This window comes from Vulcanibacillus modesticaldus (assembly GCF_001730235.1).
GTDB classification, from domain to species: domain Bacteria; phylum Bacillota; class Bacilli; order Tepidibacillales; family Tepidibacillaceae; genus Vulcanibacillus; species Vulcanibacillus modesticaldus.
The window spans coordinates 16434-30921 of sequence record NZ_MIJF01000078.1 but is presented as its reverse complement, the minus strand read 5'-3'; the positions used below and the strand labels follow the sequence as shown (position 1 = coordinate 30921).

13 protein-coding genes are annotated in these 14488 nt (G+C 33.0%); all 13 read right to left on the bottom strand.

Annotation, left to right across the window (positions count from 1 at the left end; translation table 11 throughout):
* Positions 1-20: 20 nt before the first annotated feature.
* The 13 genes from BHF71_RS10325 to BHF71_RS10265 all read right to left on the bottom strand — a co-directional run bounded on the left by BHF71_RS10325 (position 21) and on the right by BHF71_RS10265 (position 14470).
* The gene (locus tag BHF71_RS10325; RefSeq protein WP_069657553.1) at positions 21-788 is read right to left on the bottom strand and encodes an electron transfer flavoprotein subunit beta/FixA family protein; all 768 of its coding nucleotides are present in this window, start codon (positions 786-788) and stop codon (positions 21-23) included.
* Between the two features lie 55 nt (positions 789-843).
* The gene (locus BHF71_RS10320; RefSeq protein ID WP_069657552.1) at positions 844-1623 is read right to left on the bottom strand and encodes an enoyl-CoA hydratase; all 780 of its coding nucleotides are present in this window, start codon (positions 1621-1623) and stop codon (positions 844-846) included.
* Positions 1624-1642: 19 nt separating this feature from the next.
* Entirely contained in the window at positions 1643-2233 is a 591-nt protein-coding gene (locus tag BHF71_RS10315) for a fatty acid metabolism transcriptional regulator FadR (protein WP_069657551.1), read from the bottom strand.
* Positions 2234-2367: 134 nt separating this feature from the next.
* Positions 2368-4059: a long-chain-fatty-acid--CoA ligase gene (locus BHF71_RS10310; RefSeq protein WP_069657550.1), complete on the bottom strand. Its 1692-nt coding sequence runs from the start codon at positions 4057-4059 to the stop codon at positions 2368-2370.
* A 203-nt stretch (positions 4060-4262) separates the two neighbouring features.
* Positions 4263-5204 carry an FTR1 family iron permease gene (locus BHF71_RS10305; protein WP_069657549.1) on the bottom strand — a complete coding sequence of 314 codons (942 nt, stop codon included), beginning with the start codon at positions 5202-5204 and terminating at the stop codon, positions 4263-4265.
* 99 nt (positions 5205-5303) lie between these two features.
* Positions 5304-6899, bottom strand: a complete 1596-nt coding sequence (locus BHF71_RS10300; RefSeq protein WP_069657548.1) for a protein O-mannosyl-transferase family — start codon at positions 6897-6899, stop codon at positions 5304-5306.
* A gap of 6 nt (positions 6900-6905) precedes the next feature.
* The gene (locus BHF71_RS10295; protein ID WP_069657547.1) at positions 6906-7643 is read right to left on the bottom strand and encodes a hypothetical protein; all 738 of its coding nucleotides are present in this window, start codon (positions 7641-7643) and stop codon (positions 6906-6908) included.
* Between the two features lie 12 nt (positions 7644-7655).
* Positions 7656-8402: a glycosyltransferase family 2 protein gene (locus BHF71_RS10290; protein ID WP_069657546.1), complete on the bottom strand. Its 747-nt coding sequence runs from the start codon at positions 8400-8402 to the stop codon at positions 7656-7658.
* Entirely contained in the window at positions 8399-9874 is a 1476-nt protein-coding gene (locus BHF71_RS10285) for an alkaline phosphatase family protein (protein WP_069657545.1), read from the bottom strand. Before BHF71_RS10285 ends, BHF71_RS10290 begins: the two co-directional genes overlap by 4 nt.
* A complete protein-coding gene (locus tag BHF71_RS10280) occupies positions 9871-10812 on the bottom strand; it encodes a lysylphosphatidylglycerol synthase transmembrane domain-containing protein (RefSeq protein WP_084024505.1) in 942 nt (313 codons plus the stop codon). Before BHF71_RS10280 ends, BHF71_RS10285 begins: the two co-directional genes overlap by 4 nt.
* Positions 10809-11759: an NAD-dependent epimerase/dehydratase family protein gene (locus BHF71_RS10275; RefSeq protein ID WP_069657544.1), complete on the bottom strand. Its 951-nt coding sequence runs from the start codon at positions 11757-11759 to the stop codon at positions 10809-10811. Before BHF71_RS10275 ends, BHF71_RS10280 begins: the two co-directional genes overlap by 4 nt.
* Positions 11760-11804: 45 nt before the next feature.
* The gene (locus BHF71_RS10270; RefSeq protein ID WP_069657543.1) at positions 11805-12986 is read right to left on the bottom strand and encodes a hypothetical protein; all 1182 of its coding nucleotides are present in this window, start codon (positions 12984-12986) and stop codon (positions 11805-11807) included.
* Positions 12987-13096: 110 nt separating this feature from the next.
* On the bottom strand, positions 13097-14470 hold the full coding sequence (locus BHF71_RS10265; protein WP_069657542.1) for a UDP-glucose dehydrogenase family protein: 1374 nt from the start codon (positions 14468-14470) through the stop codon (positions 13097-13099).
* Positions 14471-14488: the final 18 nt, after the last annotated feature.

Genomic DNA, 14488 nt, shown 5'->3' with positions numbered 1-14488 from the left:
CTGTCTCTCCTCCCCCACATTTATAAGACTTTGGCTTCATTGTGTAATAGTTCAATTAGTTCTTTTGCTTGTTCACCTAATTCTCCGGATAAAATACGTCCTGCTTCTTTCTTTGGTGGTAGAAAAATATCTATTTCTTCTGTCTTAGCTTGAACTGATTCAGGTGAAATTTCTAAATCACTAGCCGATAAATGCTTTAATGGCTTCTTCTTAGCCTTCATAATTCCTGGTAAAGATGGATATCTCGGATCATTTAAACCTTGTTGTGAGGTGATTATAGCTGGTAAATTTGTTTCTAATATCTCTGTATCTCCCTCCACATCTCTATGGACAGTAACTTTAGAATTATCTACTTCAATCTTTACCGCTGTACTGATAAAAGGTATATTTAATATTTCCGCTACACGTTGTGGAACTTGACCTGAACCATTATCAACAGCCACATACCCACCTAAGATTAAATCAAAGGATTGATCTTGAATCACCTTTGCAAGTACTTTAGCAACACTATACTCATCACCAAATAAATCTGGATCATCGACTAAAATAGCTTTATCAGCACCCATTGCTAATGCAGTACGGATTGATGATTCAAAGCGGTCTGGTCCTAAAGAGATAACCGTTACCTCTCCACCGAGCTCCTCTTTAATCGTAATTGCTTCCTCAACAGCGTACTCATCGTAAGGGTTGATAATAAACTCTACCCCTTCTTCACTAACTTTGCCATCCTCCAAAACTATTTTTTCTTCTGTATCAAAGGTTTGCTTCATCAATACTAAAATATTCACAGTGGCTCCTCCTTTTTATAAGTTGCTCAAAATCATTCTTTATTTATCTAAGATCCTATTTATCTTTAAAATTTGGAGTTCTCTTTTCTAAAAATGCTTGCACGCCCTCTTTTTTATCCTCAGTCATACATATTTCCCCAAAAAGATTTGCTTCGATCTCCAATCCTTGTTCTAAGGTAGTTTCTATCCCTTGATAAATTGCTTCAATAGATTTAGCAATTGCTATCTTTCCTTTTGAAGATATTATTTTAGCTAATTGTTTAGCTTCATCGACCACCCTATCACTTGCTACCACCCTATTCACAACTCCTATACGGAATGCTTGATCAGCAGAATATTGATCTCCTGTTAATATCCATTCAAGGGCAATAGCTTTATTCGTTAGACGTGCTAACCTTTGGGTTCCTCCATAACCCGGAATTAAACCAAGATTAATTTCTGGCTGGCCTAATTTGGCAGATTCTGCTGCAATTCTTAGATGACAAGCCATTGCTAACTCCATTCCTCCACCTAAACATGCACCATTAATTGCTGCAACTACTGGCTTTCTCATCCCTTCGATCTTGTTGAAAATCCTTTGTCCCAGTAAAGCTAACTTTTTACCTTCATCCTCTGAAGATATGGTGTTAATCTCCTTAATATCTGCACCAGCTACAAAAAATCTTCCTTCTCCGGTTAATACTACAGCCTTAACTCTTTGATCCCTAATAGCTTCGTCTAAAGCACTGTCTAAGTCTTGTAATGTTTTTTTTCCTAGCGCATTCACAGGAGGATGGTTGATCGTAATTATCGCTACACTACCGTCTAATTCATATTTCACTCTTTCTAACTGCATAATTTTCCTCCTTTAATATTTAACTTTTTCTTTCTATCCCATTGGCAATCAAAAAATAAATAGGATCAACAAGTTCTAATAAATCATATTTCATATCTTTCATAACCCATGAAGAAACTGTCTCATCCAAAATACCAAAGATCATCTGCCTCATGAGACGAACATCGATCCCATCGTGAAACTTACCTTTTTGAACTCCAAATTCAACAAGTTCTTCGATTAGCCGATGATACTTTTTTAAACTCTTTCCAATATCATTTCGAATTCTACGATTAGACTGACGAATTTCAATCTGGGTAACTATTGCAAGATTATGATCTAAAGCAAATATTTTAAAATGCATATATATTAACTGATATAATTTCTCCTCAGGCGTATCTACTAGGTCGATTTTTTGTTTAACTTTTGTGGCAAATTCGTCCATTCTAGTATGAAACAAAGATACAAGGATATCATCTTTATTCTCAAAGTATAAATAGATTGTTCCATCAGCAACTCTCGCTTCGCGAGCAATTTTTGTAACTTGTGAGTTGTGATAACCATTTTGGGCTATTACTTTAACTGCCGCGTCTAAAATTGCTTCAAATTTTTCTCCTGTTTTTTTTGCCATTTTTTCCTCCACTCTTGACAAATCTAATACTAATGAATGACTATTCATTCATTCACTTCAAGAATATAATAAATTTTATTTAAAATCAATATTTTTTTTATTTTTAGAATATTTTAATTATATTTGTTTTACTATTAACCAACCTTCCCTTTTTCCTTTTCTTCTTCGAGTAATGCTCTTCTTAATACCTTTCCTACTAGAGTTTTGGGTAATTCAGTTCTGAATTCATATAATCTAGGAACTTTATATGCAGCTAAATGAGTTCGACAAAAATCATCAAGCTCTTTTTCTGTAACTTCTATTCCTTCTTTTAGCACGATAAATGCCTTCACAGTCTCCCCTCTATAAGGATCTGGAATACCAACAACAACCGCTTCTTGAACAGCAGGATGCTCAAACAATACTTCTTCAACATCTCGAGGATAAATATTATAACCTCCTGCGATAATCATATCTTTTTTACGATCAACTATATAAAAATATCCTTCATCGTCAACCGTTGCCATATCACCGGTTAACAACCATCCATCTTGCAAAACCTCATTTGTCTCTTCGGGTCTATTCCAATAACCCTTCATGACAGTTGGACTCTTTACAACGAGTTCTCCAATTTGACCTTGTTCAATTTCCTCACCAGTTGCTGGGTCGACAACCTTTGCCAAAGTATCCGGCCACGGTAGACCAATGCTTCCATTTTTTCTTTTATCCCAAATAGGGTTACAATGGGTAACAGGTGAAGCCTCGGTTAATCCGTAACCTTCAACTATCCTAGCACCAGTAATTTTTTCGAATTTTTCCTGAACTTCAAGAGGTAGTGGTGCAGATCCACTAATACATGCTTCAAGTGATGATAAATCATATTCATCTATTTCAGGATGATTGATCAGAGCAATATACATTGTAGGCGCCCCTGGGAAAAATGTAGGCCTCTCTTTTTGTATCAGCTCAAGAACATCTTCAACTTTAAATCTTGGAACCAAAATCATCGATGCTGCTCTATAAATACTTAGATTCATAACTATTGTCATACCAAAAACATGAAATAAAGGTAATACACCAAGAAATCTTTCCTTACCCTTTTCAGAACGATACATCCAATAACTTGCTTGTACCGCATTGGTAACCAAATTATAATGGGTCAAAATAACACCCTTTGAAAGACCAGTTGTACCACCAGTGTACTGTAATAATGCAATATCTTCTCTAGGGTCAACTTCAACCTGAATTGATGTTTTCGGCTGTATTTTAAGCAGTGACGAATATTTAAAAACTCCCTCTGTTTTAGGTATTTTTATATATTGCTTATCTTTAATTAGAGAAAGAGGGTATAGAATATTTTTAGGGAAAGGTAAATAATCCTTAATGCTTGTTACAATGATGTTTTTCAATGAAGAAAGCGGTTTCACTTTAGCCACTTTAGGATAGAGCAGATCTAATGTTATTATCGTTTCTGCTCCCGAATCAACCATTTGATGCTCTAATTCCCTCTCTGTATATAAAGGATTTGTTTGAACTACAGTAGCCCCTATCATTAACGTACCATAATAACTAATAACTGCTTGAGGACTATTTGGAAGCATAATAGCAACTCGGTCGCCCTTCTTTACCCCCATACTTTTTAGTGCATGTGCAAATTGGTAAGTCTGTTCCAAAAGAGATTTATATTTTATCCTTTTACCCATAAAAAAAATGGCATCATTTTCAGGAAATTCAGTTGCAGTATCAATAAGCAATTGCGCTAAAGATACTATAGGGTAATCAATTGAATGAGGAACTTCTTTTGGGTAAGATGACAGCCATATCTTTTTTTCAACACCTTCACTCACGTTAACTCCTCCTTTTTATGATTCTATATACCTGTCTATATTGTAATAAATTAAACGGAGTTTTTGTATATTTTTTTCTGAATAATTTTAATCTTTTTTTGTTTCAGTATAGTCTAAATGTTTTTTCGATATGAAACTTTGGTGATAAACAAAAAAGTTACCCCTAAAAAGAGGTAACTCATAAAAACAATCTATCAGACAAATCAATTTAAACTTTTTTTGAGATTATTAGTTTTATTCCTTTTAATGCTAAAACTTCTTTTGAGATTATCAGTTTTATTTTTTTTTATGTTAGAATTACGAATCCATAAAATTATTACTACAAAATAACCTAAATATGCCAACAATTCTTCAATAGAAGGATTATGGGAGTACCCAAACATCGCCTTTAAGAATATCCCAACTTCTCCACTAATAAGAGGCTTAATTCCAGTATCTCGATAATACTGTGCCCCGTCAATTGGATGTTCCGGTAAAATTTCAATAATATTATAAACCTCAGGCATCGCACTTCCAATTATTCCTAGATCTTGCATTAAAGCAATACCTTGAACCAATAAGCCTGCAGCAATCATCATTATTAGCACACCTGTAAGTTGGAAAAAGCGTTTCAATGGAAAACGGACCAAACCTTTAAACATAATTGTGACAGTAATTGCTGCCAAAACTATTCCAAATAACGCTCCATAGCTTTCTAATGCTTGTGTAATATCTCCACCAGTTATAGCGGCAAAGAAAAATACAGTTTCTACTCCTTCACGCAAGACAACCAAATAAGCATGTGTAACCATCCCAATAACACTACCAGTTGAAATGATATGAGATAGTTTTTGTTGGGTTTTATTATCTAAATCTCGGCTATTTTCATTCATCCAAAATATCATCTGGGTTAATAATACGCTGGAGATCAACATGATACTAAGTTTCATATAATTTTCACTGCCCATAACCGTAAAGCCAGTTAAAATAACTTGGAAGATAAATGCTACTACTAAGCTAGATAAAACAGCTCCTATCGCTCCAGTATAAACCCACTTAAGATACTTTTTTTGATCCATCTTTTTAAGATAAGTTGTAATAATTCCAAGAATAAGAAATGCCTCGATTCCTTCTCTGTAAGTAATTAAAAACGCCTGAAAATCCATCTTAAGTTCCCCCCGATGTCAACATGCTGACCAACCATCATCATATAACAGATGTTAAAATCCGATATTGATAATCATTATTATTTGTTTGAGTTAATTTTATTGCATTTCATTATCATTGTCAATTAGTGTTATAGAACTTCTACTCTTTTTTAAAAAGTTATATAAATCTGAGTTTGCTTGATACAATACTATCCGATTATATGTGGGATACAAAAAGGAATTACTTTCTATTTTCCATACTGGTTTCAAAAATTGTAGATACTTTTTCTTATCTGTGAACCCATCTAAAACCGCATTAGTAACTAATATCAATCTATTTTCGCCATACAGTAATATCTGATTTTCAAAATCATCTTCTTTTCTCAAGCGCACTGTACTGAACTTAGGATATAAATAATTGATAACCCTTTCTTCTTCCCAAGTAAAAATAGTCGTTCTATTTTCCTGATAATTATCATTAATCCAATTAGCCATCTGAAACATCGGGGATGGATATGATGCATATTGATTTATTATAGGAAATGATATCATAAATGAAAAGGCGATTAAGCCAACTGCCCATAACTTCCAGTATTTATTAATTGACAGCTTAACCAACAATATAATTACTAAAAAGATAAAAGGAATAAGGATTGCAATATGTCTTGATTTTTGTAAATTTTGGCCGATAATAACCCAAATACTATATGGCACTATGCTAAGAACCAAGAAAATAATCTCATATAAATGTCTTTTTTTAAAATTATTTATACGTTTTAAGACCTGATCTTTACTTTTTAAGATCAAAAGTAAGATAGCAATTATTACCCAAAAATATAAATATAAACTGGAAGTCACTGAGTCTTTCCACCCTAAACCTCCGATACTTAAAATAATCAAAAACAAGAAATCTCTGATTCTAGTTATTAGTGAACCTTCAGAAATTAAAGTTCCTCCCCAGTCCGTGAAGTGTCCCTTTGTAAAAGATAATCCTAACTCTAAATAAGCCATTACTCCACCTTCAATAGATGAAATTGGTAACAACCATAATAAAATTCCAATCCCTAATGATAAGCCGAATAATATACTATTTCTAATTAAAGTAGAAAAAACGATTTTATTATCAAATCTATTTACACTTGATAGATAAAGGGGAATTATTAAAACAAAGGCAAATGGATAATAAGATATTCTTACCCCCATCGACAATCCAAAGATAAAAGCAGCAAGAACTCCAATCCACAAATGTTCTTTTTCCCCTAGGTCATAATCTTTAGATTGAGAAATAATCCATAAAACAATCCAAACAAGCGCAATTCCCATACTATCTGACATAGGTTGAATTGATATCAACCAAAGTAAAGGTGTAAAAATTGAAAGAAGAGCCACAAATAACGCAACACCATGTTCAAACAATTTATTTATCGTTAAGTAAATAAAAATGATAGTAATTACTCCATAAATAGAACTGGTAATACTTAAAGATAAAAATGAATCAGAGAAAAAACTATTCACCAGTTTCGCAATTATGATAAACAAAGGATAGCCGGGAAAATGAGGACGCATATAAAAAATATCAAAACGTTCTACACCTAATGCAAAATCAACAGCATCCCAGCTATCCACATACCTACCAATAAATAAAAAACGGAATGAAGCTATTATAATAAGAGTAATAGAAGTTAAGAGGATTTTTTTGTTTCTTGTCGTCAATCTAAACTACCCCTTACGAGTGAACAATACAATTGCAACTATTATTACAAACAAAATTATAGAGAGTGGAACCCAATTACCCCATGATCTTGTCTCTTCCACGTCAATGTTAGTTAAACCAGTTCCACCTGTATGTCCCAGATAACCACCCTCAGTTTGAAAAAAGTCTTTTAATTCAGCTAATATATACTCTCTATTTTTATCAAACATTTCACGATTTGGCTCTATTTTACCCACTCCAAATAATCCCGGATTTCCAAGTGATTCTAAAGCCTTATCAAAAGCTTGATAAATTGATTGATCTAGTTCAGGATTCTTAATAGCAACTTCTGGTGATAATGCTACATATGTAGCACGAGCTTTAGCCAATAGTATTTTGGCTTGAGGATAATCATCAAAACTTTCTTCGATATTAAAAAATCTTCTACCAATATTTCTAATTAAAACATCCTTCATTTCATTGATAATCATATCGGAATCACGATTAGTTATTCCTTGCTGGATAATGTTTGTTTTTTCAGGGCCAAATTCTTTTACCATTTCATCTTTTATACTATCAAAAATTGCTTGAACCGCTGGGTAATCTGGTGATGCTTTTAGTAAGGCCGCAATCATGTCTGTATACGCTGTTGCTATTACTTCCTCATTCGGATTTCCGTATGAATATGCACTAACATAATTAGGTGTCAAAATTGTAAGTAATGAAAAAACCAACGTGAATAAGATAAAAAAATTCTTTTTCATCTCAAAACCTCCTCAATTATAATTTTTTTTAAGTAAATGAGCATTCTTATTAACTTCTACTTTTGTTACAGGCCTTCTTATCTCTTTAATAATGGCTGGAATAACTTTAAATATGTAGTTAAAATTAATGAAAGATTTTCCTTTCTTTCGTACTTGATAGGTTATAGGAACTTCTTTTAATCGAAATCCTTTACGTACTAGATTAAGTGTTAACACTTGAGCATAATTATAATCGTGGATTATTTCTGCATGTTCCATTGCCTGTTTTGAAAAAGCCCTCATCCCAGACTGTCCATCATAAATCCTTTTTCTTAAGATTATCGACTGTAAAAATGTAAAGAAATAATTCCCTAGACGTCTATATAACTTCATCCCACTAATCGTACCTAAAAATCGAGAACCCATTACATAATCAGCTTCCCCTGCCAAAATAGGGGCTATAACCTCTGGTATTTGCCATGCCGGATATTCATTATCTGAGTCAATATATACAGCAATATCTGCTCTAAGTCTTAATGCTTCAGCTAACCCCATTCTAACTGCAGCCCCTAAGCCTCGGTTTTTTGAAAAAGAATAAATGTAGTCAGCTCCAGCCTCTTTAGCTTTCTCAACCGTATTATCCGTAGAACCATCATCTACTACTAAAACTTTAACTTCAACTCTTGGGTCAAAATTTCTAGGGATTTGCTTAAGAACCTCAGCAATCGATTCTTCTTCATTATGGGCGGGTAAAAAAACAATAATTCGTTGTTGTTTCATTGCTGTACGTTCCTCTCATCTCTTTTAATTGCCTCTATTAGTACTGGCCCTCGACTCTGATCAGGAAATGGAGCGCCTAAAAGATAAGCAATAGTTGGAGCAACAGATACTAGAGAATGACGTTCTTCGATTCTTTTTCCTTTTTCAATCCTAGGACCATACATAATGAAAGGAACAAATCTTTCACCTTCATCTAGATGACCATGACCACCTATCCCATCAGATTGACCATGATCTGCAGCAATAATCAAAGTTGTATCCTCCATCATCCCTTGGATTGTTAACCAGTCAACAAATTCTTTAATTAGACGGTCAGCCTCTTCTATCTTTTGTCGGTATTCATGATATAATGATCCGCGACTATGACCCGTTTGATCTGTACTTATCATCTGAATCGCTAGTAAATCTGGATTTTGTTCACTCATGATTTGTTTAGCTCGTTCAATGATATTACGATCCGCTACATCATTATTCATCACTGCTGTAATACTCTCAACATCTTCAGCCATTACGTCAAGTAAATGAGCAATCCCAAGTAATCGCCCCTTTTTTCCTACTTTTCTTAAAGAATCAAAAACCGTTTCTACTTTAACACCCAGATTCCAAACCAAATTGGATTTAATTCCATGATACTTTGGATAAGTACCAGTAAAAATAGAGGAAAAACAAACAACAGTTCTCGCAGGATAAACAGTCTCCATTTGTGTATATTCTGTCCCATTATTTCGTAAATAATCTAAAAATGGAGTATCCGCCTCGGCAAAACGGTCTTTTCTAGCCCCATCAATAATAATCATAATTACCTTTTTGGTTAACGGATAAGATGATGGCATAACATTATTTGTATATCCATTAATTTCCTTCGGTTGCCAATCAAATAGGAAACGGTGTAATACAAAACTATATAAAAATACAAATCCACTAAACAGGAATATAATTTCCCAATCTATCATGAAAAAAGAGTTCCCGTTATAAAGAAGACGATAATAAAAATCCCATAGAGATAAAAGTAATAGAAACTTTGGTAATTGTTCTTGGGCATTTCCACTAGTAGAATCACTATTTTTCAAAACCAACTTCCAAAAACGGGTAAAATTCAACCAAGATGTCCCAATACGCAAATGGTAATAAAATGTTCCCCAAAAAAAGACGGTAAAGAAAAAATATAAACCGATAGCAAATAACGCAAGCTTAATATTAAAATCGTTCCAAATTAATAGATAAACGATCAAAGGAATCCACAGATAGTTTCTTAAAAACAAAGGATAGTCAAAAAAATAATAAATTATCAATATAGGTAAAATAGTAAGAAAACCTAATCCCATTGATGTCCAAAATGTAGACTCTTGAATACTATTTAGATGAAAGAGGATAAAAGTACCAATAACAAAAATTGGTGTAAAAGGCTTACCTTCATTTAACAAATTCCACCCTCTCGCCGCAATTATTTCAAACCAAGAGGCTTTCTTCATGACATATCCCCTTTCTTCTTCCGCCATTCCATTAGCTGCTTAATATTGATTGGATATTTAATCAAAAGATATATCCCTACAAGGTAAGAAAATAAAAATTTAAAACCATGTGTTATTAAGGAAATACTGTAGGCTTCATTTATTGACAATCCTTGACTAACAAGAGCGATATTCATTATGCTTTCATAGTTTCCTATTCCACCAGGGGTAAAATGAAATATCTGTCCAGCGATGGTAATACTATTAATCCAAATACCTTGAAAAACAGATAAAAATGATCCCGATAGGTTGGCCACTGTGAATAATATCATCCCTTCTAGCAGCCAACTAATACTAATTAATAAAAGTATATAGACACCTTCAATACTCATCAACAACCTTTTAATCATCTTTAAGTGCCTATAAATAAAATCAAACTTTTCAACAAACCTACCTCTAATAATGAAAAAATAGACGATTAAAGCAATGATACTAATAACCAAAATAATGTTAATAAAAAATGATAGTGATATATCAAAACCAATAAATATCGTTCCTATGCTTGCAATCATCCCTAAAATAAGCATATCTAATAATCTCATCACTATAACAGAATGAATTGATTCGTCCCAATTCATTTCCTTTTCCTTCATTAGGATTCCTGCTCTAACAACATCGCCAATCTTCACTGGCAACAAGTGATTAATGAATAAACTATAAAATAGCGCATTGAGATATATTGATATAGGAATATCTTTCTTGACGTATATTTTCCAAGCAATCGCCCTAAAAACAAAAGCCATTCCGTAACTTAAAAACATTCCCAAAAACCAAAGCGGGTGTTTGAGAATATTAGTAGTTTGTTTGATGATTACTTGAATATCAAAATAACGAATAGTAAATATAATGAACAATAATATTAAGGTGATACTTATAATTCGGATAATGATTTTTTTCATAGATATTCTTTATGTTCCTTTGCCCAAATTATTGTCTTATCTAAACCTTCAGAAATATCCACTTGTGGTGAAAAATTGAGCATTTTCTTTGCTTTACTTATATCTGACCAAGTCATTTTCACATCTCCTTGGCGCGGTGTTAACATTTTTACCTTCATCTGCGGAAAATGGATTTTTAATTTTGCTAATAATTGGGTGATTTTAATTGGAGTACCATAGCCAAGATTATAAATTTCTTTCTTTCTTGGATTATTTATCACAGCTTCGATTCCCATAACTATATCATCTATGTAAGTATAGTCCCGTGCAGATTCTTGATCATATATGTAGATTTCCTCGTTATTTAATAATTTTTTTATAAATTTTGGAATCGCCATATCAGGACGACCCCAGGGTCCATAAACGGTGAAAAATCGCAGGATACTCAAGTCAAATCCATAAAGACTCTGATATACATGACAAAGAGACTCACCACCTACTTTAGTCGCCGCATAAGGTGAAGCAACTTCACCATTTACCATCTCTTCTGAAAAAGGGACTCCATCCCTATTACCATAAACCGATGAAGAAGAAGCAAATATTACATGCTTAACATTAGTTTCACCAGCCCATTTTAAAACATTTACCGTTGATTTCATATTATTTTCCAAATAAATCAATGGTAATTCAATGGATTTTGGGACTCCAGGCATCGCAGCCAAATGAACAACCGCATTAAACTGATGAGTTTGAAAAATTTTCTTAACAGCTTCTTCATCCGTTAAATCGACATGATAAAAATTAATATCTCCTACCTGTCTCACCCTATTTAACTGGGCTATTTTTCTCTCTTTTGAATAATAAGAATTTAAATTATCGACGATGGTTAAACTGTGACCAATTTGTAATAAATGAATAGCCAAGTGACTACCAATAAAGCCTGCACCACCGGTTATTAAAAGTTCCAATTAATTCACCTCAAATTAGAAAGCCGCTTATAAGCGGCTATAATTTTACTGCAACTGATTTAATATTTCAAGTACTTCAGAACCATATAGTTCTACAGCTTCTATATCTTGATTAGAAATTGCTTCAAACCATTTTTCAGCACTAGTGAAAACCTCACTTGCTTTTTCACTTCCAAGTTTATTAGTTAAATCTATTTCAATCGCCTTTAAAAATACATTTCCTTCCATCGCCGTTTCTTTTGCTTTAGTTATATTCCCTTCCTCTAAAGCCTTTGGAGCTTTTGCGTAATAGCCTTTGATTTTTGCTAAAATAGCTTTTGTAAATAAATCATTTACTTCATTTGCGTTGATTGTAGTTGGGTCAGTAACTGATAAGTCAAAAATTCTGTCCAAATTCTTAGCCGCTTCTTCATCTCCTCCAGCTAATGAACCTTTAATGGCTTGTAAAAATCCCCAACCTTCTGCTTGTTCAGCTTGTAATTCTTCCTTATCTTCACCTTCTTTAGCTGCCTTTTCTATTTTCTCGGCATAAGAGTTAGCAGCTAAGTAGTAACTACGGTATATTGTTTTATCAGTGATTTGTTTATAAACAGAGTAATCGTCAACATTACCTTCACTTAGAGCCTTTTCTTGAAGATTTAAGCCATTTTCAATTTGTGAAACCATATCAATTTGATAATATCCATCACGTTTAGTAGCAGTCGGAATAAAGATATTTTTAGCTAAATATTTGATTTCTCCAAAAGTACTTACCGCCTCATCTGTACTTCCTTGTTCCATAGCTTGAACAACTAATTTATGTAATGCTTTTTGTTTTTGATAGAAATACGATTGTGTAGTTTTATCTATTATTTGTCTAGCAATATTAGCATCCATTTGTCCTGTCTTACCAGCTTCAATTGCAGCAAGTATTACCGTATTTAGTTCATCATTGATTTCTTGAATAGATGCTTGTAATTCGGCCCCATATTTATTAGAAACCATTTCCCAATTAACAGCATTACCTTCTTTTGCATTATTTAATTCAGCTTTTATTTCTTGATAAGCTAATACCTCTTTTTCTACCTTATTTTCTACTTTGTCTTTGTCTACTGCTGGCTGTTCGACTACTTGCTCACCCTGTTCAGTAGATTCATTATCTGAAGAATTTTCAGTAATTCCAACAGTTAACACGATTCCAATAATAATTAAAATTGATAATACCAATATTGATAATTTAAATTTCATTAGTATCCTCCCCAGTTGATAATAATTTTCATTTACTACATATTAAATTATACTGACATTGATATTCATTGTCAATGAAAAATTTATAAATAGAACTGCAATTTAGAAGATTACAGTTCATATGTTTTCCTCCCAACACCTATATAAATATATCCAGCTTTTTCAAGAAATTTTCTATTTAAAACATTTCTACCATCGATTATTATTTTTTCTTTCATCGATGAACCTAACTTTTCAAAAGGGATGTTTTTAAATTCCTCCCATTCTGTTAATAAAACTATTCCATGACTATTTTTAAATAATTCGTCAAGGTGACTAGCATAGGTAACCCTTATATTAGGAAATTGCTTTTGGAATTTATCTGAAGCAACTGGATCAAATACTTTTATATTCACTCCTAGATCAAGTAATTTTGAAATAATATCGATCGAAGGAGCATTTCGTAAATCATCTGTATTTGGTTTGAAGGTAAGACCTAATATCCCGATCGTCTTCCCGATGATAGGGTGTAGTAATGTTTGTAATTTTTTTATGACCCATTCCTTCTGAAATTGGTTTACATTAATAGTAGCTTGAACCAATTGCATATCTAAACCAAATCTTTTCCCAGTTTGTAATATCGCAGAAGTATCTTTCGGCAAACAGCTACCACCCCAACCGATGCCAGCATTTAAAAAGTCTAATCCTATCCTTCTATCCAATCCGATACCTTTAGCAATTTCGGTGATATCTGCCCCCACTTTTTCAGCTAAATTAGCAAATTCATTAATAAAGGAAATTTTCATCGCCAAAAATGTATTGGCAGCATATTTAATCATCTCAGCACTTTTACTATCTGTTATAAGTACTTCAGGTAACCTGATTATATTGGGTTTATCAATAAAATTAGGTTGAGAAAAACTCTGTTCAATTATCTGTTTATATAACTCTTTGAGTAATAACGATCCATTTAAATCGTCTGTTCCGATTATAATTCGATCAGGATATAAGAAATCCGCTAGCGCCCTTCCTTCACGAAGAAATTCTGGATTAAATACAACCGTTGCTTCTTTGTTTATACCTCTATCTCTTAATTCTTGATCAATAATTCGTTTAACTCCTTCAGTTGTTCCAATAGGAACTGTTGATTTAATTACTACAACAGGTATTTTTTTTCTATTCACTCTTTCACCGATTTTTTTTGCCACTTCTTTAATTTGTGATAGATCCACATTCCCATCATCTCCTAGTGGAGTGCCCACGGCTATGATGATAATATCTATATTAGGTTCAATATCCTCCCAGGAATAAGCAAAGGTGAGATTGTGGTAAGCTATGTTTAACATTTCAGTTAATCCATTTTCAAAAATAGGAATTTCTTTTCTCTTTAAACTTTTAATCTTCTCTTTATCAATATCTAACAGCGTAACGTTATGATTCAAATAAGCTAAGGATATTCCAATAGTCAACCCTACATATCCACTACCTATAACAGTAACTTTCATTTTGATTGCTCCTAATCT